The organism is Amycolatopsis plumensis, from assembly GCF_042652605.1.
Taxonomy (GTDB): domain Bacteria; phylum Actinomycetota; class Actinomycetes; order Mycobacteriales; family Pseudonocardiaceae; genus Amycolatopsis; species Amycolatopsis plumensis.
In genome coordinates, this window is sequence record NZ_JBHSJY010000001.1 from 5,851,563 (window position 1) to 5,870,850 (window position 19,288).

The 19,288-nt window shown below is 71.6% G+C and carries 20 protein-coding genes; 11 read left to right on the top strand and 9 right to left on the bottom strand.

The window, feature by feature from the left end; genetic code table 11:
- The first annotated feature begins 99 nt into the window (after positions 1–99).
- Positions 100–492 (top strand): hypothetical protein, encoded by a 393-nt coding sequence (locus ACFPLC_RS28595; RefSeq protein WP_191315708.1) that lies wholly within the window; start codon positions 100–102, stop codon positions 490–492.
- Positions 493–546: 54 nt separating this feature from the next.
- Here ACFPLC_RS28595 and ACFPLC_RS28600 read toward each other — a convergent pair whose 3' ends face one another.
- Both ACFPLC_RS28600 and ppgK read right to left on the bottom strand, forming a co-directional pair.
- A complete protein-coding gene (locus ACFPLC_RS28600) occupies positions 547–1,947 on the bottom strand; it encodes an RNA polymerase sigma factor (protein ID WP_378193098.1) in 1,401 nt (466 codons plus the stop codon).
- A 173-nt stretch (positions 1,948–2,120) separates the two neighbouring features.
- Positions 2,121–2,888 carry a polyphosphate--glucose phosphotransferase gene (gene ppgK, locus ACFPLC_RS28605; RefSeq protein ID WP_373309196.1) on the bottom strand — a complete coding sequence of 256 codons (768 nt, stop codon included), beginning with the start codon at positions 2,886–2,888 and terminating at the stop codon, positions 2,121–2,123.
- 64 nt (positions 2,889–2,952) lie between these two features.
- On the opposite strand from ppgK, the gene ACFPLC_RS28610 reads away from it, so the two are divergent.
- Positions 2,953–3,771: an inositol monophosphatase family protein gene (locus ACFPLC_RS28610; RefSeq protein WP_378193100.1), complete on the top strand. Its 819-nt coding sequence runs from the start codon at positions 2,953–2,955 to the stop codon at positions 3,769–3,771.
- 206 nt (positions 3,772–3,977) lie between these two features.
- Here the strand turns inward: ACFPLC_RS28610 and cei are convergent, their stop codons facing one another.
- Positions 3,978–4,661 (bottom strand): envelope integrity protein Cei, encoded by a 684-nt coding sequence (gene cei / locus ACFPLC_RS28615; RefSeq protein ID WP_378193102.1) that lies wholly within the window; start codon positions 4,659–4,661, stop codon positions 3,978–3,980.
- A gap of 560 nt (positions 4,662–5,221) precedes the next feature.
- Here cei and ACFPLC_RS28620 point away from each other — a divergent pair.
- Positions 5,222–5,530: a DUF4193 domain-containing protein gene (locus tag ACFPLC_RS28620; RefSeq protein ID WP_013224476.1), complete on the top strand. Its 309-nt coding sequence runs from the start codon at positions 5,222–5,224 to the stop codon at positions 5,528–5,530.
- Between the two features lie 137 nt (positions 5,531–5,667).
- Here ACFPLC_RS28620 and ACFPLC_RS28625 read toward each other — a convergent pair whose 3' ends face one another.
- A complete protein-coding gene (locus ACFPLC_RS28625; protein ID WP_378193105.1) occupies positions 5,668–6,150 on the bottom strand; it encodes a DUF3093 domain-containing protein in 483 nt (160 codons plus the stop codon).
- A gap of 24 nt (positions 6,151–6,174) precedes the next feature.
- On the opposite strand from ACFPLC_RS28625, the gene dut reads away from it, so the two are divergent.
- Both dut and ACFPLC_RS28635 read left to right on the top strand, forming a co-directional pair.
- Positions 6,175–6,678: a dUTP diphosphatase gene (gene dut, locus ACFPLC_RS28630; protein WP_191315713.1), complete on the top strand. Its 504-nt coding sequence runs from the start codon at positions 6,175–6,177 to the stop codon at positions 6,676–6,678.
- Positions 6,678–7,340, top strand: coding sequence for a DUF3710 domain-containing protein (locus ACFPLC_RS28635; RefSeq protein ID WP_191315714.1), 663 nt, complete (start codon positions 6,678–6,680; stop codon positions 7,338–7,340). The genes dut and ACFPLC_RS28635 overlap by 1 nt, the downstream gene beginning before the upstream one ends.
- A 39-nt stretch (positions 7,341–7,379) precedes the next feature.
- Here the strand turns inward: ACFPLC_RS28635 and ACFPLC_RS28640 are convergent, their stop codons facing one another.
- Entirely contained in the window at positions 7,380–8,093 is a 714-nt protein-coding gene (locus tag ACFPLC_RS28640; protein ID WP_378193109.1) for an alpha/beta fold hydrolase, read from the bottom strand.
- Positions 8,094–8,199: 106 nt separating this feature from the next.
- On the opposite strand from ACFPLC_RS28640, the gene ACFPLC_RS28645 reads away from it, so the two are divergent.
- Together ACFPLC_RS28645 and ACFPLC_RS28650 are read left to right on the top strand one after the other, a co-directional pair.
- A complete protein-coding gene (locus tag ACFPLC_RS28645) occupies positions 8,200–8,580 on the top strand; it encodes an OB-fold nucleic acid binding domain-containing protein (RefSeq protein ID WP_013224481.1) in 381 nt (126 codons plus the stop codon).
- Between the two features lie 9 nt (positions 8,581–8,589).
- Positions 8,590–9,309 (top strand): DUF3159 domain-containing protein, encoded by a 720-nt coding sequence (locus ACFPLC_RS28650; RefSeq protein WP_378193112.1) that lies wholly within the window; start codon positions 8,590–8,592, stop codon positions 9,307–9,309.
- A gap of 599 nt (positions 9,310–9,908) precedes the next feature.
- Here the strand turns inward: ACFPLC_RS28650 and ACFPLC_RS28655 are convergent.
- Complete coding sequence (locus ACFPLC_RS28655) at positions 9,909–10,565, bottom strand: potassium channel family protein (protein ID WP_003067924.1); 657 nt, start codon at positions 10,563–10,565, stop codon at positions 9,909–9,911.
- On the bottom strand, positions 10,562–11,227 hold the full coding sequence (locus ACFPLC_RS28660; RefSeq protein ID WP_229903068.1) for a potassium channel family protein: 666 nt from the start codon (positions 11,225–11,227) through the stop codon (positions 10,562–10,564). Before ACFPLC_RS28660 ends, ACFPLC_RS28655 begins: the two co-directional genes overlap by 4 nt.
- A 92-nt stretch (positions 11,228–11,319) precedes the next feature.
- Here ACFPLC_RS28660 and ACFPLC_RS28665 point away from each other — a divergent pair, with 92 nt between their 5' ends.
- The 3 genes from ACFPLC_RS28665 to ACFPLC_RS28675 are packed head-to-tail and all read left to right on the top strand — an operon-like array spanning position 11,320 to position 15,125.
- Positions 11,320–13,353, top strand: a complete 2,034-nt coding sequence (locus ACFPLC_RS28665; RefSeq protein WP_378193116.1) for an APC family permease — start codon at positions 11,320–11,322, stop codon at positions 13,351–13,353.
- Positions 13,350–14,537 (top strand): class I SAM-dependent RNA methyltransferase, encoded by a 1,188-nt coding sequence (locus ACFPLC_RS28670; RefSeq protein WP_378193119.1) that lies wholly within the window; start codon positions 13,350–13,352, stop codon positions 14,535–14,537. The genes ACFPLC_RS28665 and ACFPLC_RS28670 overlap by 4 nt, the downstream gene beginning before the upstream one ends.
- A gap of 33 nt (positions 14,538–14,570) precedes the next feature.
- Positions 14,571–15,125 (top strand): maleylpyruvate isomerase N-terminal domain-containing protein, encoded by a 555-nt coding sequence (locus ACFPLC_RS28675; protein ID WP_378193122.1) that lies wholly within the window; start codon positions 14,571–14,573, stop codon positions 15,123–15,125.
- Between the two features lie 75 nt (positions 15,126–15,200).
- Here ACFPLC_RS28675 and ACFPLC_RS28680 read toward each other — a convergent pair whose 3' ends face one another.
- Positions 15,201–15,632, bottom strand: a complete 432-nt coding sequence (locus ACFPLC_RS28680; protein ID WP_378193125.1) for a hypothetical protein — start codon at positions 15,630–15,632, stop codon at positions 15,201–15,203.
- 44 nt (positions 15,633–15,676) lie between these two features.
- Positions 15,677–17,146, bottom strand: a complete 1,470-nt coding sequence (locus ACFPLC_RS28685; RefSeq protein WP_378193128.1) for an aldehyde dehydrogenase family protein — start codon at positions 17,144–17,146, stop codon at positions 15,677–15,679.
- Between the two features lie 175 nt (positions 17,147–17,321).
- Between ACFPLC_RS28685 and dxs the strand changes: the two genes are divergently transcribed.
- Positions 17,322–19,238 carry a 1-deoxy-D-xylulose-5-phosphate synthase gene (gene dxs, locus ACFPLC_RS28690; RefSeq protein WP_378193131.1) on the top strand — a complete coding sequence of 639 codons (1,917 nt, stop codon included), beginning with the start codon at positions 17,322–17,324 and terminating at the stop codon, positions 19,236–19,238.
- Positions 19,239–19,288: the final 50 nt, after the last annotated feature.

The following is a 19,288-nucleotide window of genomic DNA, read 5'->3' on the forward strand; positions in this document are numbered from 1 at the left end:
CCTCCAATCACGCGAGTCGACTCTCCAATCACGCGTGCTGACCCTTCAATCACGCGAAAGGCCTCCGCGGGGTGGGCCTGGCGGGCTTACCATCGGGGGATGGGCGGCAGTGGTGGCGTCCTTGCGAACCTGATCCTCTTCGCCGTGGTGTGTCTCGCTCCCACGGTGTTGTTCTGGTGCGCGCTGCGCGTGCCCAAGCTGGTCGGCTGGGTGCGGGAGAAGCGGGCGCAGCCGCAGCCCGAAGGGCCGCCGATCGAACGCGTCGCCGCGGACCTGCGCCGGGTGCACCGGCTGCTGGCCGGCTACCCGTCCGGGACGCCGGCCGCGCGCCGCCTCGGCACCCGGCAGGCGTACGACGAACTCCTCACCGTGGCCTGCCGCCAGGTCGGCGTCCCGCACCGGCTCGGGGAGCTGCCCGAGGGGATGGACCGCGAGATCGAACGGCTGCGGGTCGAGCAGTCGCTGCGGGAGCGCGGCCTGGCCGTGCCCTGAACGCGGAAAACCCCGCCACCGAAGTGACGGGGTTTCCGTTGTGCCGTAACGAACTCAGTCCAGGTAGTCGCGCAGGACCTGGGACCGCGACGGGTGACGCAGCTTCGACATCGTCTTCGACTCGATCTGCCGGATGCGCTCCCGGGTGACCCCGTACACCTGGCCGATCTCGTCGAGCGTGCGCGGCTGGCCGTCCGTGAGGCCGAAGCGCAGCCGGACCACGCCGGCCTCGCGCTCGGACAGCGTCTGCAGCACCGACTGGAGCTGGTCCTGCAGCAGCGTGAACGACACCGCGTCGACCGCGACGACCGCTTCGGAGTCCTCGATGAAGTCGCCGAGCTGGCTGTCGCCCTCGTCGCCGATCGTCTGGTCGAGCGAGATCGGCTCCCGCGCGTACTGCTGGATCTCCAGGACCTTCTCCGGGGAGATGTCCATTTCCTTCGCGAGCTCTTCCGGGGTCGGCTCGCGGCCGAGGTCCTGGAGCAGTTCGCGCTGGATGCGGCCCAGCTTGTTGATGACCTCGACCATGTGCACCGGGATGCGGATGGTGCGGGCCTGGTCGGCCATCGCGCGGGTGATCGCCTGGCGGATCCACCACGTGGCGTACGTCGAGAACTTGTAGCCCTTGGTGTAGTCGAACTTCTCCACCGCGCGGATCAGGCCGAGGTTGCCCTCCTGGATCAGGTCCAGGAACGCCATGCCGCGGCCGGTGTAGCGCTTGGCCAGCGAGACGACCAGCCGGAGGTTCGCCTCCAGCAGGTGGTTCTTGGCGCGCTCGCCGTCACGCACGATCCACTTGAGATCGCGGCGCATCTGGGTGACGAGCTTCTCGCCCTCCTCCTCGGCGGTGCGCACGCGCTCGGCGGCGTAGAGCCCGGCCTCGATCCGCTTGGCCAGCTCCACCTCCTCCTCGGCGTTCAGCAGCGCGACCTTGCCGATCTGCTTGAGGTAGGCACGCACGGAGTCGGCGGACGCGGTGAGCTCGGCGTCCTTGCGCGCCTGGCGCAGCGCCTCGGACTCCTCCTCGTCCCAGACGAAGTCCGGGTTGTCGGAGCCGCCCTTCGACTTGTCGGCCGCGGCGCCCCGGCGGCGGGCCGCCGGGGTCTCCTCGTCGGCTTCCTCGTCGTCATCGTCGTCGTCGGCCGAGTCGGTGTCCGGCTCGTCGTTGACCGTTTCGTCGACGACGTCGACCTCGACCTCTTCCAGGTCCGACAGGTCGGGTGCGCCCAGTTCGTCGTCCTCGAGCTCGCCGGGACCGTCCGGCTCGCCGTCTTCGGTCTTGACGCCCTTGGTCACGGCCTTCTTCGCCGGTGCCTTCTTGGCCGGCGCCTTCTTGGCGGTGGTGGTCTTGCGGGCCGCCGGCTTCGCCGTCCCGGTGGCTGCCTCTTCGGCCGGCTCGCCGGCTGCGGTCGCGGTCTTCGTCCCGCCTCGGGTTGCGGTTCTTGCGGCTGCCACTTACGCCCTTTCGCAGCGGTCGATCACGACGAGCAACGGCACGGGTGCCACTGCTGCCTCACATTCGGGGATCACGCCTCGGCCTGCGGTTTTGCCCTCCGCAGCCGTGGGCCGTGTTCCATTGTAACGACGGTACGCGCATGCGGTGCGAAGCGATCACCCTCAGAGCCGAATCAGTGCTGAATGCCCTCCGCCGCGGCGGCCGCGGCGCCGACGATCCCGGCGTTGTTCTGCAGGCTCGCCACCAGCACCGGAGTGCGGATGTCCAGCAGCGGCACCCATTTCTCCGACTTCTTGCTGACCCCGCCGCCGACGATGAACAGGTCGGGCCAGATCAGGTTCTCGAGCACGGTCAGATAACGGTGCACGCGCTTGGCCCATTCGGGGTAGGAGAGCCCCTCGTTGTCCTTGACCGAGGCGGCCGCGCGCTTCTCGGCGTCGTGACCGTCGATCTCGAGGTGGCCGAATTCGGTGTTGGGGACGAGCTTGCCGTCCTGGAACACCGCGCTGCCGATGCCGGTGCCGAAGGTGAGCAGCGCGGTCACGCCCTTGCGGGCGACCGGGTCGCCGAAGCGGATCTCGGCCATGCCCGCCGCGTCGGCGTCGTTGAGCATCGCGATCTGGTCGACGCTCCGGCCGAGCCGCTTGGCGAACAACGCGTCGGCGTCGGTGCCGATCCACTGCTTGTCGATGTTCGCCGCGGTGTGCGCGACGCCCTTCTTCACGACGGCCGGGAGCGTCACGCCGACCGGGCCGTCCCAGCCCGCCTGCGTGACGATGTCGTGGACGACGTCCGCCACCGCCGACGGCGTGGACGGCTTCGGCGTCTCGATCCGGATGCGGTCGCCGATGAGCTGCCCCTTGTCCAGGTCGACCAAGGCGCCCTTGATCCCGCTGCCGCCGATGTCGATGCCGAAACCTCGGCGGGTCGCCTCCACCACGGACGTGGTCCCTTCTCGCACGATTCAGAAGCCTGCCTCGGAGACTTTAACCGGATGTGGTGACATGTCGGACGTGGGAGTTGACGAGTCGTTGCTGAAAAGCGTCGCGGTGCAGGTCGCGACGGAGGCATCCGCCCTGGTCCGCGAGGCCTGGGAGGGCATGGCGGCCGGGCGTTCGGTGGCCGTGGGCACCAAGTCCGGCGCCACCGACGTGGTCACCGCGGTGGATCACGAGTCGGAGCGGCTCGTGCGGTCGCGGCTGGCTTCGCTGCGGCCGGGGGAGCCGGTGCTGGGCGAGGAAGGCGGCGGCGCCGCGGGCGACGGCGTGACCTGGGTGGTGGACCCGATCGACGGGACGGTCAACTTCCTGTACGGGCTGCCGTGGTTCGCGGTGTCGGTGGCCGCGCAGGTCGGCGGGGTGTCGGTGGCCGGCGCGGTGGTCGAGCCGGCGAGCGGCCGCGTGTGGTCGGCGGCCCGCGGGCAGGGCGCCTACCTCGACGGACGGCGGCTGGCCGTGTCGGCGCCTTCGAGTCTCGAGGTGACGCTGGTCGGAACCGGTTTCGCGTACTCGCCTGAGCGGCGGACGCGGCAGTCGAAGTTCGCGGCCGGGCTCTTGGGGCGGGTGCGGGACATCCGCCGCAACGGGGCGGCGTCGCTGGACCTGTGCGCGGTGGCGGCGGGCTGGCTGGACGCGTACGTGGAGCACGGCCTCAACCGCTGGGACTGGGCGGCGGGGGCGCTGATCGCGGCGGAGGCGGGCGCGGAGGTGTCACTGCCGGGATCGGCCCCGGAGCTGGGCGCGGACGCGACGTACGCGGCGGCGCCGTCGATCGCGGACCCGCTCCGGAAGGTCCTGGCGGAGTGCGGCGCGGCAGAGGTCTGACCGGGTTGCGAGCGGCCCTTTCGCGCTCGGCTCGTGCTGTCTTGAATGACTCATTCAGGGCGCCGGAGGTCTTGAATGAGTCATTCAAGACGTGCGGGGACCCGGGGCCGGGGCGGCGGGGCTGCGGCGGGCGACCGGAATTGTCGGTGCCGTCCGGTAGCGTGGAAAACGGGGGGCGCCCCCGCGGGCGGGGTGATCGGCGCAGGTCAGCAGGCCACGTCGCGGGCCGAGGCCAGCAGGGTCTGGTCGACCACCGGGGCCTTCGCGCCCGCGGACTGCTCGTCGCCGCCGCCGCCCTGGTGGGTCTTCGACCAGTCGGCGAGCTGGGTGATGATCTGGCGGGCTTCGGCGCGGGGCCGGAGGTCGCCGAACAACGTGCCCGTGACCACGTCGACGCTCGCGTCCTTGCGGTTGTCCTGGACCAGCTCGGCGCACGGCACCACGAGGCTGATCGTCCGGGCCGCGGTGACCCCGTTTTCGCCGAAGCGGATCTGGCCGCGGCACTTGGCCTCGCGGTTTTCGTACGCCGGGTCGTTGGCCGGCTCGGCGCCGCTGGTGAACCCGAGCTCCTTCAGCGCGGTCGTGGTGATGCCGCCCTGGCCGCGGCTGCCCGAGGCGTTGAGGACCCGGTAGGCGACCTTGTCCGGCGGGATGGGCGCGCGGTCGTCGAGCGCGTTGTGGGGCAGGCTGCTGAAGGTCACGCCCGGCGGCGGGCTCGCGGGCGGGTCGCACTTGACGGCTTCGTCGACATCGCCCTTGCCGATGGCGGCGTTCACCCAGACGACGATCGCGCCCACGGCGAGCACGCCGATCACGATCAGCGCGGGCAGCGGCTTGTGCTTGCGATACGGCCGCGTCCCACGGTCCCCGATGCCGTTCCCCGACGCCACCTGCCCGTCCCTTCCCCAACACGAAACCGACCGTGCGTTCCGGCCACCGCCGTGTCCGCTCAGCCTAGGCGCTGCACCCGGCGCGCGTGGTCCCGGGTCACCCCGGAGCACACGGGCCCGGAGGCCCCGCCACCCGGACCCCGGAAGACCTGGTCGTTCCCGTGCCGATCCTGCGGTACCGGGCCCCGACCGGGCCGATCCCCGTGGCACCGATCGCACCACGCCGGGGCGGCGCCGGGCAAGCGGACACCGGCCGCGCGTGAAGTTCTCCACCCCCGCGCAACCCGAACGGACGACAACGCGTCTTACCTGCGGGTTCCCCCTGTCGGGTGACGATTCCCCGGCAATGTCTGACTCGTTGCAGAACCCGGACAGCGGTGAGCTACCCTTCCCGGGCTCCGGCCGCAGGAAGAGGCCCGAAAAGAAGAGACCTCGGTCACTTCGGCCGTCGGGCACAAACGAGGGCCCTGGGACGTTGACCAGCGGCACGGCGGACTCACGGGCGCATCCCGGGGTCCGGGAAAACGACTACACAAGCTGATCGCAGGGGTGAGGGACACATGGCTACCGACTACGACGCTCCGCGCCGCAGCGAAGCCGACGAGCTGGCCGAAGACTCGTTGGAGGAGCTCAAGGCCCGGCGGAACGAGAACCAGTCCGGCGTCGTCGACGTCGACGAGGACGCGACCGCCGAGAACTTCGAGCTGCCGGGTGCCGACCTCTCCGGGCTTTCCGGTGAGGACATGACCGTGAAGGTGGTGCCGAAGCAGGCGGACGAGTTCACCTGCTCCGTGTGCTTCCTGGTGCACCACCGCAGCCGGCTGGCCGAGGACAACGGCGGACGCCTGATCTGCCGCGACTGCGCCTGAGCAGCGCGGAGGGGTTCTCGGACACAGGGGACGAACAGACGCGGCGGAGAGCCTCGAGGGAACGGGGGAGGCTCGAAGCGCGCTGGGGACAAGGGGGCCGGCCGGCAGGCCGGCCCCCTTCCATGTCCAGAAGAGTTTCAGGCGCCTTTGAGCAGCTCGGCGACCTTTTCCGGGTGCCGGGTGCTGAACAGCCAGTACGGCGTCGGGTCGTTCGCGTCGGTCAGGTGCACCTTCACGACCGGGCCGACCCAGCCGCGGTGCAGCACGTAGGCGGCCGGGTCACCGTCGCGGCCGAGGGCCTTGCGCTTGGCTTCCTTGTCGAAGATCTCCACCTCGCCGGCGTACCGCAGCGGCAGGTGGGCGTCGCCGACCCACAGCTCCGGCTCGTCTCCGCCGGTGATCCGGACCTTCGACCGGCCCAGCGACAGCAGCAGTGCCACGACGACCGGCAGCGCGATCACGTACGGCAGCCACGCCCGGATCCCCGGGTAGCCGAGGTCGATCTCGGCCGCGAGCAGGACCGCCCCCAGCACCGGCAGCGGCCAGCCCCACCACGGGACGTACAGCCGTTCGGAGTGCCGGACCGCGGCGTTCGCGGCCGTCTTCGCTGATTCACCCACGGGTAGAGAGTAATCTCGCCGCCCGTGTCCAGCGTTCAGGTACTCCTCTCCCGGCTCGATCCGGAAGTCCCGCTGCCCGCCTACGCCCGACCGGGCGACGCGGGCGCCGATCTCGTCACCACCTCGGATATCGTGCTCGGACCCGGGGAACGCGGCGTCGTCGGCACCGGCGTCGCGATCGCGCTCCCGCCCGGGTACGCGGGGTTCGTCCACCCGCGGTCCGGGCTGGCCGCCCGGGCGGGCCTCTCGGTGGTGAACACCCCCGGCACGATCGACTCGGGCTACCGCGGCGAGATCAAGGTCTGCCTGATCAACCACGACCCGGTGCACCCGCTGGAGCTGACCCGCGGCGACCGCATCGCCCAGCTGGTCGTGCAGCGGGTCGAGCACGCCGAGTTCGTCGAGGTCGACGCGCTCGACGCGACCGAGCGGGGCGACGGAGGCTACGGATCGACGGGCGGACACGCCACACTGGGAGCACCGGCGCTCGCCGCGAGCGCCGCCACGGGGGAAGGAACGGAGAAGTAGTGGGGATTTTCGGACGCAAGCGGCGGACCGAGGGCGGGTCCGCCGGACGGCACGCCGCGCCCGAGGCCGACGACACGATCGAGGACGAGGCGTACGACGAGGAATCGGAGCTTTCGGACGTCTCCGACGGCCCGTACGACGTCGCCGACTTCGAAGACGACGGCATCCCGCGGATCGACCTCGGCTCGGTGAAGGTGCCGGTGCCCGACGGTTCCCAGGTCCAGGTCGAGATGGACCCGGAGGCCGGGGGCGTGCGCGCCGTGCACGTCGTCACCGAGCAGGGCCAGATCACGGTCAGCGCGTACGCCGCGCCGCGCTCGGGCGGGCTGTGGCGGGAGGTCAGCTCGGAGCTGGCCGACCAGCTGCGGTCCGACGGCGCCAAGGTCAGCATCGGCCGCGGCGTCTGGGGCCTGGAGATCTCGGCCATCATCGGCGACGTCGCCCTGCGCTTCGTCGGCGTCGACCGGCCCCGCTGGATGCTGCGCGGCGTCATCGCCGGGCCCCAGTCGGAGGCCGCGGCGGCGGTCGAGGTGCTGCGCGAGATCGTCCGCCGGACGATCGTCGACCGCGGCGACGCGCCCATGCCGGTCCGGACCCCGCTGACCATCACGCTGCCCGAAGCGGTGGCCGAGCACATCGCGGCCCAGCAGCAGCAGGGCTGACCCGCTCCCGAAGGGCGTCCTCGCCGTCGAGGGCGCCCTTCAGCGCGTCTTCAGGGCCTTCAGGAAGGCGAGGACGGTCGCCCGGCCGAGGGACTCGCGGTCCGCGCCCAGCGCCGTGAGCGTCGTCTCGCCGAGGGCCGCGCGGGGGAGTGCGGCCGCCCACTCCGCTGCGACTTTCGTCGGGTGCACCGGGTCGTCGGTGCACGTGCCGATTCCGGCCGGGACGGCCAGCGCCGCCAGCTCGGCGAGCGTGGGGGAGGGACGGCCGGCCGCGGCGCGCAGGCTGCCCGCCAGCCCGTCCCCGTGCCGCCGCCACGCCCGGGCCAGCTCCGCCCGCAGCCAGTCCGGGCTGCCCTCGGTCTGCGCCAGGGCCGCGTCGACGCCGTGGCGGGCCACCAGATCGGCCGTGAGCGTCGCGGCCAGCGAGGCGGGTGCCGGGCCCGGCGCGCCGTTCCAGGCCGGGAGCGCGGCCATTAGGCCGCCGCAACGGCCCGGGTTGCGCACCGCCCACTCCGCCGCCAGGTGGGCGCCGAACGAAATGCCCCCTACGAGCAGTTCGCCGTGTTCGTCCGCCAGCGCGTCCAGCGTGGCCAGGTAGCCGTCGGCGAGCGCCGCGCCCGGGGGCGGGGGTGGCGCGATGAGCGGGACACCGAGGGCGCGCAGGGGCCGCTCGAAGACGGCCCGGACGAACACCTCGTCCGAGCCGGTGCCGGGCAGCAGCACCACGGGGGGAACTCTGATTGCGGACGTCACGTTGCAATCCTTGCGCAAAGGCGTTTCCCTGACGGGGACCGCAGCTACGCTGGAAATCGCACGGGCCGCATGCACACGTCGGGGGCCCCGGAGCACAGGAGTACCTATGTCCGCCAAAGACGGCGGCTACTTCAGCCGGTTGGTTCGCAAGCTGACCAGCGACGTCGAGGAGCTCGACGCCGACGAGATGTCGATGAGGTCCGGCGCCGAAGGGGCGCAGCGGGCGTGTGACTGCCGCTCCGGCGAAGAGGTCACCGTGATGGGCCGGCTCCGCAGCGTCGAGCTCTGCCCGACCAACGAGGCCGCCACGCTGGAGGCCGAGCTGTTCGACGGAACACAGGGCGTGACGCTAATCTGGCTCGGCCGCCGCCGGATCCCGGGCATCGAGCCTGGCCGGACGATCAAGGTGCGCGGCCGGATGGCCGAGCGCGATGGCCAGAAGGTGCTGTACAACCCCTATTACGAGCTCCAGAGCCCAGTGAGTTGATCACCCATCGTGACTGAACCCGCCCCGAGCGAGAAGAAGACCGACGGCGAAGAGCCGCAGCCGACCCTGCTCGAGCAGATGGGCGGGGTGTCCGGCCTGATCTACTCGTCGGTGCCGGTGATCGTGTTCGTGCTGGCGAACTCGTTCTTCGGCCTGACCGCGGCCATCTGGACGTCGATCGGCAGCGCGGTGGCCATCACCGTGCTGCGGCTGGTCCGCAAGGAGCCCCTGCAGCCGGCGATCTCCGGCTTCTTCGGCGTCGCGATCGCGGCGTTCATCGCCTACCGCACGGGGTCGGCGAAGGGCTTCTTCCTGTTCGGGATCTACGCGAGCCTGATCTACTGCGGCATCTTCGTGCTGTCGGTGGTCGTGCGCTGGCCGATCGCGGGCGTGGTCTGGAACATGCTCAACGGCACGGGCCAGGCGTGGCGGCGCGACAAGCCGTCCCGCTACGGCTACGACATCGCGACCCTGGCCATGGCGGCGATCTTCGCGGCCCGGTTCGTGGTGCAGCGCTGGCTCTACCAGGAGGACTACACCGGCTGGCTGGCCTTCGCGAAGATCGCGATGGGCTACCCGCTGTACGCGCTGGGCCTGCTGGTGGTCGTGTGGGCGGTCCGCCGCTCGGACAAGCGCCTGAAGGCCCTGGCGGAGTCCGAGCCGGCCCCGGAGACGGACGCCGAGGTCGAGGCCCGGCTCCGCGAGAAATACGCAACCCCGGAAGCCTGAGCCCCGCAACCCGCGCGCGAGGGGGACCCCCCGGTTCCAACGTTACCGGCAAGCACCGACAGTTTTCGGCGTACCGACCGCCTGATCAGGCGAGATGCCCCGCCAATCACGGATGATGCCCCGCTGATCACGCGAGACGCCCCTCCCGGCACGTGAGATCCGGCTCCAATCACGCGAGATCCGATCCCAATCACGCGAGGCCGGATCCCAATCACGCGAGTTCCGCCTCTGATCACGCGAGCCCCCGCGGCGCAGGACGACTGCGGCACTCGGAAAAAAACCCCGGCAGCAAACAAACCGGACGACATCCAGACCCCCCCGCAACCCCGATCCGAAGCCCCAACACGGCCGACAGCGCCGGGTCAAGGCACGCTTTCCCGCCTTGACGCGGCGCTGTCGGCCGTAGTCACAATCGCGGCTTCGGGGTGGCGGAGAAGACCCCAGACGAGACCGCAAAGCGCGAGAGCCCCCGAGTACGCAACCCGCGCGCGTAGGGGCGCCCCCCGTTTTCCACACTACCGGCAACCACCGACATTTCCGGTCCCCCACCACCCGCGAAAAGACCCCCGGCGAACTCACCGGGGGCCCAACGCACAGCCTCAATACCCCAAAGCCGTCCGGATCTCCGGCTCCACATCCGCAGTCGCAACGAACAACAACTCATCCCCCGGCTCCAGCGGATCCTCCGGCTGCGGCACGATCACCCGGTCCCCCCGCAGGATCGTCACCAGCGCCGCGTCCCGCGGCAGCGTCAGCTCGCTCACCGGCTTCCCGGCCAGCGGCGTCTCCGCCGGCAGCGTCAGCTCGACGAGGTTCGCGTTGCTCTGCCGGAACGTCATCAGCCGCACCAGGTCGCCGACGCTGACCGCCTCCTCGACCATCGCCGCCAGCATGCGCGGGGTCGAGACCGCCACGTCGACGCCCCAGGCGTCGGTGAACAGCCACTCGTTGGCCGGGTTGTTCACCCGGGCCACCACGCGCCGCACCGCGAACTCCGTCTTGGCCAGCAGCGACACCACCAGGTTGGCCTTGTCGTCGCCCGTCGCGGCGATGACGACGTCGCACTGCTCGATCCCGGACTCCTCCAGGATCGACACCTCGCACGCGTCGCCCAGCACCCAGTCGGCCTGCTCGACGGCGTGCGGCTCGAACTGGTCGGCCTCACGCTCGATCAGCATCACCTGGTGCCTGCCGTCGATCAGCTCGGCGGCGATGGAACGGCCGACCGCCCCGGCGCCCGCAATCGCGACCCTCATGCCTCGTCCTCCGGTTCGCGGTGGGCCACACTGGTCACGTCGGTGACGGTGCCGGACCGCGCCGCCACCCACACGACGTCGTCGGCCTGCAGCACCGTCTTCGTGTCGGGCAGCACCCCGGTGCCGAAGCGCATGATGAACGCCACCCGCGCGCCGGTCGCCTCCTGCAGCGACTTCACCGAGTGCCCGACCCAGCCCTCGTGCAGCGGCAGCTGCAGGAGCGCCACGTTGCCCGACGGGTCCCGCCACGCCGACGCGACGCCGTCCGGCAGGAGGGTGCGCAGGAACCGGTCGGTCGTCCACGGCACGGTCGCGACCGTCGGGATGCCCAGCCGCTCGTACACGGCCGCGCGCTTGTGGTCGTAGATCCGCGCGACGACGTGCTCGACGCCGAAGTTCTCGCGCGCGACCCGGGCCGAGATGATGTTCGAGTTGTCGCCGCTGGACACCGCCGCGAACGCGCCGGCCCGCTCGATGCCGGCCTCGATCAGCACCCGGCGGTCGAACCCGACGCCGACGACCTGCTGGCCGTGGAAGTCGCTGCCGAGCCGGCGGAACGCCTGCTGGTTCTTGTCGATGACGGCCACCTCGTGGCCGAGCCGCTCCAGCGCAGCGGCCAGGGACGCGCCGACCCGGCCGCATCCCATGATCACCACGTGCACGCCCTGCCTCCTCCTCGGCGGTTTACCCGTCCGTCGTACCCCCGACATACCAGCGCCGAACCTACCGTGCCCGGTACAGCTACGCTTTCGTGGTGTCGAAGTTCCCGACCGTGCTGAAACGCCTGGTCCTCGGACGTCCGTTCCGCAGTGACCGGCTGTCCCACACGCTGCTGCCCAAGCGCATCGCGCTGCCGATCTTCGCCTCGGACGCGCTCTCCAGCGTCGCCTACGCCCCCGAGGAAATCTTCCTGACGCTGAGCGTGGCGGGTCTGTCGGCGTACGCCCTGGCGCCCTGGATCGGCGTCATGGTCGCCCTGGTCATGCTGGTCGTCGTCGCCTCCTACCGGCAGAACGTGCACGCCTATCCGAGCGGCGGCGGCGACTACGAGGTCGCCAACACGAACCTCGGCGGCAAGTTCGGGCTCACGGTGGCCAGCGCCCTGCTGGTGGACTACGTGCTGACGGTCGCGGTGTCCACTTCGTCCGGTGTGGCCAACATCGGCTCGGCGGTCCCGTGGGTCGCGCAGCACAAGGTGCTGGCGTCCATCGTCATCGTGGTCGTCTTGACGTCGCTGAACCTGCGCGGCATCCGCGAGTCGGGCAAGGCCTTCGCCATCCCGACCTACGGGTTCATCATCGGCATCCTCGCCATGGTCGTCTGGGGACTGGTGCAGGCGGCCACCGGCACCGAGATGAAGGCCGAAAGCGCCGGCTTCACGCTGAACGCCGAAGGCACTTTCGCCGGCGTCGCGTACGCCTTCCTGGTGCTGCGGGCGTTCTCCTCCGGCGCGGCGGCGTTGACCGGGGTCGAGGCCATCAGCAACGGCGTCCCGGCGTTCCAGAAGCCGAAGTCGAAGAACGCGGCCACCACGCTGCTGATGATGGGCGTGCTCGCGGTCACCATGCTGGTCGGCATCATCACGCTGGCCACGATCACCGACGTCAAGTTCGCCGAGGACCCGGCGACGCAGCTCGCCGGGGCGCCCGCGGGCTACGAGCAGAAGACGATCGTCGCGCAGATCGCGCACGCGGTGTTCGCCGACTTCCCGCCGGCGTTCTACTACATCTCCTTCTCCACCGGCATCATCCTGCTGCTGGCCGCGAACACCGCGTTCAACGGCTTCCCGGTGCTGGGCTCGATCCTGGCGCAGGACCGCTACCTGCCCCGGCAGCTGCACACCCGCGGCGACCGGCTGGCCTTCTCCAACGGCATCCTGTTCCTCGCCGCCTTCGCGCTGGTCCTGATCATCGCCTTCGACGCCGAGGTGACCCGGCTCATCCAGCTCTACATCGTGGGTGTGTTCGTGTCGTTCACGGTGAGCCAGGCCGGCATGATCCGGCACTGGAACCGGTTGCTGGCCAGGGAAACCGACCCGGGCGCGCGGCGGCGGATGCGGCGCTCGCAGACGGTCAACGCGATCGGCCTGACCATGACCGCGACCGTGCTGGTGATCGTCCTGATCACGAAGTTCCTGCTCGGCGCCTGGATCGCGATCGCCGCGATGGTCGCGATCTTCGTGCTGATGACGGCGATCCGGCGGCACTACGACCGGGTCGCCGACGAGCTGAAGGACCTCGGCGACACCCCGACCGTGCTGCCTTCGCGCAACCACGCCATCGTCCTGGTGTCCAAACTGCACCGGCCGACGCTGCGGGCGCTGGCCTACGCCAAGGCGATGCGCCCGGACGTCCTCGAAGCCGTGACGGTCAATGTGGACGATGCCGACACCCGCAAGCTCACCGCCGAGTGGGACGCGCACAACTTCAAGGTGCCGCTGAAGGTCGTCGAATCGCCCTACCGCGAGATCACGAAACCCGTTCTCGACTACGTGAAGCGCGTGCGCGGTGACAATCCGCGCAACGTGGTCACCGTGTTCATCCCCGAATACGTGGTCGGGCACTGGTGGGAGCAGGTGCTGCACAACCAGAGCGCGCTGCGGCTCAAGGGCCGCCTGTTGTTCCAGTCTGGGGTCATCGTGGCGAGCGTGCCGTGGCAGCTCGAGTCGTCGGCGAAGGCGGCCGCGCGCGTCCGGAACGAGTGGCCGGCGGCGGGCGACGTCCGCCGCGGGTTCTCGCCCGACGCCAAGCCGGCCGTCGCGCCGAAGCCCAAGGAGCCTGCCGAATGACGAGCTGGCTGGGCCGCGTCCTCGAGGTCGAGGTCGGCGCGGTGGCGCACGGCGGCCACTGCGTCGCCCGCGCGGACGGGCGGGTCGTGTTCGTCCGGCACGCGCTGCCGGGCGAACGGGTCCGCGTCGAGATCACCGAGGACAACGGCGGCTCGTTCTGCCGCGGCGACGCGATCGAGGTGCTGTCGGCGTCCCCGCACCGGGTTCCGCCGCCGTGCCCGCTGGCCGTGCCGGGCGGCTGCGGCGGCTGCGACTGGCAGCACGCTTCGCCGGACTACCAGCGTTCGCTCAAGGCGTCGGTCGTGGCGGAGCAGCTGCAGCGGCTGGCCGGGATCGAGCGCGAAGTCGTCGTGGAGGCCCTCGACGGCGGACCGCTGGACTGGCGCAGCCGGGTCCGGCTGGTCGCCGGCCGCGACGGGCGCGCCGGGCTGCGGGCGCACCACAGCCACCGCGTGGTGGCCCTGGACGACTGCCCGATCGCCGTCCCCGGCGAGCTCGACGACGTCCTGGCGCGGCGCTGGCGGCCGGGCAGCGAGCTGGAGATCACGACCGACGGCGACGGTGAAGTGCACGTCCGGGAGCTGTCGACGGTCCGCGGCAAGGTCCGGGCCCGGCAGCTGACCGGCGGCGTCGCGGTCCAACACGCGGCCGGCCGCGACTGGCGCCTCGACGCGCACGGGTTCTGGCAGGTCCACCCGGCGGCGGCGTCGACGCTGGCCGCCGTCGTGGGGGAGTGGGCGGAGGCGCCGTCCGGCGGCACGGCCTGGGACCTCTACGCGGGGGTCGGGCTGTTCGCGTCGGTGCTGGCCGCGCAGGTCGGCGCGGCGGGGCACGTGCTGGCGGTCGAGTCGGGACGGCGAGCGGTGGCCGACGGGGAGAAGAACCTGGCGGACCTGCCCCAGGTGTCCTGGCAGGCCGGGCGCGTCGAGCACGTGCTGGCGTCGGCGGCCAAGCCGGTCGACGTGGTCGTGCTGGACCCGCCGCGCAAAGGCGCGGGCAAGGCGGTCGTGGAGTCGATCGTGGCGGGTTCACCCGATCGGATTGTCTACGTGGCGTGCGACCCGGCGGCCCTGGCTCGTGACCTGGCGTTCTTCGGGACGCACGGGTACTCGCTGACCGACCTGCGGGCGTTCGACGCGTTCCCGATGACCCACCACGTGGAGTGCGTGGCGCTGCTGTCGTGAGGTTTTGTCGGTGGTGGTCGCCACACTGTCCGCATGACGGCTCTCGACGACTTCGACCTCGCAGCTTCGACGGTGATCGGCCTGGTCACCGCGGTCCGTGCCGACCAGTGGGCGCTGCCCACGGCGTGCGTGGACTGGGACGTGCGCGCGGTGGTGAACCACCTGGCCCACGGCAACGCCAAGGTGGCGTTCTGGGCGGGCACGGGCCCACCGGCGCCGGACGGTGATCACCTGGGTGCTTCGCCGGTCTCGGCCTTCGCCGCGTCGGTGGCGGCGGCCCGGGCGGTGCTGGCCGAGCCCGGGCTGTTCTCGCGGCAGGTGACGACGCCGCTCGGGGAGGTACCCGGGGTGTTCCTGGTGCACATGCGGGTCAACGAGTACCTGGCCCACGGCTGGACATCGCGGACGCGACGGGGCAGCCGACGGACTGGGCGCCCGAGCTGGCGGCGCGGGCGCTGGAGCAGTGGCGGTCCCGGTTCGGAGCGGCGCCACGGCAGCCGGGCGGGCCGTTCGGCCCGGAGCTCCCCGCGCCACCGGAAGCCACGGCGGCCGACCGGCTGGCGGCCTTCCTGGGGCGGAAGGGGGTGAACGGCTAGTTCGAGTCGGCAGAGAAGCTGCTCGGTGGGTTCGGCGATCGCCTGTGCTTCGGCACGGGGCGGCTGCTCACCCTGCCCGGCGCACCGCGAACGCCGCGGCGAGCCCCGTCGCCGTCATCGCCACGCCCGACACCAACAGCACCCACGCGCCCGCTCCCGGGACCACCCGCGCCGCCGGCTGGATGCGCGTCACTCCGGGCAGCGTCACCACCAGGTGCCGGAGGATCACCCCCGTCACCACGATCCCCGGCAGGCACGCCATGGCCAGCGGCTCGTCCTGGCGGCGGGCGAACGTCAGGTACGCCAGCGTCACCGCGATCAGCACCGCCGCCGCGCACACCAGGCGCAGGCCCAGGTCCAGTTCCGGGTCCGGCGTCCCCGGCGGCAGCATCCCCGGGTACTCGGCCGTCCGGAGGGTCAGCCCGGCGAGCACGCCCAGGGCCGCCGCCCCCACCAGCACGGCCCGCGGGCCTCGGAGACGCTTGCGCCGCTCGTCCACTCCGGCCTCCCCTGCGTCGCCGTGGACGCAGCATAAGGCGGCCGTCAGCCGGAGAACCAGCGTTGCGGCGCCGGCCGCAGGTTCTGGTACACGTGCTTGACCTCGGTGTACTCGGCCAGCCCCGTCGGGCCCAGCTCGCGGCCGAACCCGGACTGCTTGTAGCCGCCCCACTCGGCCTGGGGCAGGTACGGGTGGAAGTCGTTGATCCACACCGTTCCGTGGCGCAGCCGCCCGGCCACCCGCTGCGCCCGCGAAGCGTCGTTCGTGAACACCGCGCCGGCCAGGCCGTAGTGCGTGTCGTTGGCGATGCGGACCGCGTCGTCCTCGTCGGTGAACGTCTCGACCGTCAGCACCGGGCCGAACGACTCGTCGACCACCGCCGACGAGCCCTGCTTCACCTCGTCGAGGATGGTCGGCAGGTAGTAGAAGCCGTCGGCCAGGGCCGGGTCGTCCGGACGGCGGCCGCCCGTGCGCAGCACCGCCCCCTCGGCCAGCGCGGCGGCCACGTACGCCTCGACCTTCTCGCGGTGCGCCGCCGAGATCAGCGGGCCGGTCTCCGCCTGCTCGTCGAACGGGCCGCCCAGGCGGATCCGCTCGGCGCGGCGCACCAGCTCGCCGACGAACTCGTCGTGCCACTCGCGCTGCACGATCAGCCGCGCGCCCGCCGAGCACACCTGGCCGGAGTGCAGGAACACCGCCGTCAGCGCGTAGTCGACCGCGGTCTCGAAGTCGGCGTCGGCGAACACCACGTTCGGGTTCTTGCCGCCCAGCTCCAGCGCCACCTTTTTGACCGTGGCCGCGGCCGCCGCCGCGATCACCTTGCCGGTGGCCAGGCCGCCGGTGAACGACACGAGGTCGACGTCCGGGTGCGACGCCAGCGGCGCGCCGGCCTCGGCGCCCGCGCCCAGCACCAGGTTGCCCACGCCCGGCGGCAGGCCCGCCTCGGTGAGCAGCTTGAGGAACCGGATCGCGGTGTGCGGGGTGAGTTCGCTGGGCTTGAGCACGAACGTGTTGCCCGCGGCCAGCGCCGGCGCGATCTTCCACACTGTCTGCAGCAGCGGGTAGTTCCACGGCGTGATCAGCCCGCAGACGCCGACCGGCTCGTGCACGATCCGGCTGATCGCGTCCGGGTTGCCGGTGTCCACGACGCGCCCGGCGTCCTGGCCCGCGAGCTTGCCGAAGTAGCGCAGGCAGGCGGCGATGTCGGCCATGTCGTACCGGCTCTCGACCAGGCGTTTCCCGGTATCGAGCGACTCGGCGCGGGCGAACGCCTCCGCGTCGCGGTCCAGCAGCTCCGCCGCCCGCACCAGCAGGTCGCCGCGCAGCTGGGCGGGGGTGCCAGGCCACGGGCCGGTGTCGAACGCCCGGCGCGCCGCCGCGATGGCGGCCTCGGTGTCCTTGGCGGTGCCCTCGGCGACCGTCGCGACCAGGGAGCCGTCGGCCGGGCAGCGGATCTCCCGCCGGCCGCCGTCCACCGCGTCCACCCATTCGCCGCCGATGAAGAAGTCCGCCATGCGACCCATTCTCGTGGCCACGCCGCGTGACCGCCACAGCGACGCCGGGAGACGAGGTTCACCCCGGGTGCTGACCCGCGGTCGCGCTCCGGTTGTGATGCCGGACGCGGCCTGCGGTGCCGCTCTGGCGGGTCTCCGTAGACTGGCCGGAACCGAGCGAGTGAGGTGGAGACGAGTGACGATGCTGGAGTCCGTGAGCGGACCGGCGGACCTGAAGCGCATGAGTGTCGAGGACCTCGGCGAACTGGCCGCCGAGATCCGGGACTTCCTCGTCGACAAGGTCCGGCGGGCGGGCGGCCACCTGGGGCCGAACCTCGGCGTCGTCGAGCTGACCCTGGCGCTGCACCGTGTGTTCGACTCGCCGCGCGACGCGATCGTGTGGGACGTCGGTCACCAGGCGTACGTCCACAAGCTCGTCACCGGCCGCGCGGCCGGGTTCGACCTGCTGCGCCAGACCGGCGGGGTCACCGGGTACCCGTCGCGCGCGGAGAGTGAGCACGACTGGGTGGAGAGCAGCCACGCGTCGTCCGGACTGTCCTATGTGGATGGCTTGGCGAAGGCGTTCGAGCTGGCCGGCGGCGGGCGCCACGCGATCGCCGTCGTCGGCGACGGCGCGCTCACCGGCGGCATGTGCTGGGAGGCGCTCAACAACATCGCCGCGCACAAGGACCGTCCGGTCGTCATCGTGATCAACGACAACGGCCGGTCGTACTCGCCGACCATCGGCGGCCTGGCCGACCACCTCGCGGCACTGCGCCTGCAGCCGGGTTACGAGCGGCTCCTCGACGGCGGCCGCGAGATCCTCAGGCACACCCCGGTCGTCGGCAAGCCCATCTACGCCGCGCTCCACGCCGCCAAAGCCGGCCTGAAGGACGCGCTGAGCCCGCAGGCGATGTTCTCCGACCTCGGCCTGAAGTACCTCGGCCCGGTCGACGGCCACGACCAGGTGGCGCTGGAGAAGGCCCTGCACAGCGCGCGCTCCTTCGGCGGCGCCGTCATCGTGCACGTGGTCACCGAGAAGGGCCACGGCTACGCGCCGGCGGTCAACAACCAGCACGACCAGATGCACCAGACCGACCCGATCGACCCGGAGACCGGCCTGCCGCCGGTGAAGGGCCCGAGCTGGACCGGCGTGTTCGGCGACGAGCTGGCGGCGATCGGCGCCGAGCGTGAAGACGTCGTCGCGATCACGGCGGCGATGCTGCGCTCGACCGGGCTGGACAAGTTCGCCGAGGCCTTCCCGGACCGCTGGTACGACGTCGGGATCGCCGAGCAGCACGCGGTCACCTCGGCCGCGGGGCTGGCCATGGGCGGGCTGCACCCGGTGGTGGCGATCTACTCGACATTTCTGAACCGGGCGTTCGACCAGGTGCTGATGGACGTCGCGCTGCACCGGCTGCCGGTGACGCTGGTGCTCGACCGGGCCGGGATCACCGGGCCGGACGGCCCGTCGCACCACGGTATGTGGGACCTGTCGCTGCTCGGGATGGTGCCGGGGATGCGGGTGGCCGCTCCCCGTGACCCGGGGACCCTGCGCGAGGAACTGCGGGAAGCCGTCGCGGTGTCCGACGGGCCGACGGCGCTGCGCTTCTCGAAGGGCAAGGTCGGCACCGATGTGGCCGCCGTCGAGCGGATCGGCACGGTCGACGTGCTGCGGCGCCCGGCCGAAGGTGCCGACGTGCTGCTGGTGACGGTCGGCTCGTTCGCCACGCTGGGGCTGGCGGCGGCGGATCGGCTGGCTGATCAGGGGATCGGCGTGACCGTCGTGGATCCCCGGTGGGTGCTGCCGGTTCCTGCCGAGCTGGTTGCGCTGGCGTCTCAGCACAAGCTCGTGGTGACGGTGGAGGACAGCGGCCGCCACGGTGGCTTCGGCTCGGCGCTGGCGGCGCTGTTCCGCGACGCGGAGTGCGATGTCCCGCTGCGTGACTTGGCGGTGCCGCAGTCGTTCCACGACCACGGCAGCCGTGACGAGGTGCTGGGACGGATCGGCCTGACGGCTCAGGACGTGGCCCGGCGGGTGACGGAGTGGGCCTCGGGACGGCTCGGTACTTCGGAAGAGGAACCGGCGAAGAAGAACGCCGACCGCAGCTGAGCGAACGCCCCCGCTCTGCGGGGGCGTTCGCGGCCGAAACTGTCGGTGGT

Coding starts and splice junctions, on each gene's coding strand:
- ACFPLC_RS28645 (WP_013224481.1), top strand. CDS start 8,200: ATGTCCGCCAAAGACGGCGGCTACTTCAGCCGGTTGGTTCGCAAGCTG.
- ACFPLC_RS28610 (WP_378193100.1), top strand. CDS start 2,953: ATGTCGGACGTGGGAGTTGACGAGTCGTTGCTGAAAAGCGTCGCGGTG.
- ACFPLC_RS28685 (WP_378193128.1), bottom strand. CDS start 17,146: ATGGCGGACTTCTTCATCGGCGGCGAATGGGTGGACGCGGTGGACGGC.
- ACFPLC_RS28620 (WP_013224476.1), top strand. CDS start 5,222: ATGGCTACCGACTACGACGCTCCGCGCCGCAGCGAAGCCGACGAGCTG.
- ACFPLC_RS28655 (WP_003067924.1), bottom strand. CDS start 10,565: ATGAGGGTCGCGATTGCGGGCGCCGGGGCGGTCGGCCGTTCCATCGCC.
- ACFPLC_RS28675 (WP_378193122.1), top strand. CDS start 14,571: ATGACGGCTCTCGACGACTTCGACCTCGCAGCTTCGACGGTGATCGGC.
- ACFPLC_RS28595 (WP_191315708.1), top strand. CDS start 100: ATGGGCGGCAGTGGTGGCGTCCTTGCGAACCTGATCCTCTTCGCCGTG.
- ACFPLC_RS28670 (WP_378193119.1), top strand. CDS start 13,350: ATGACGAGCTGGCTGGGCCGCGTCCTCGAGGTCGAGGTCGGCGCGGTG.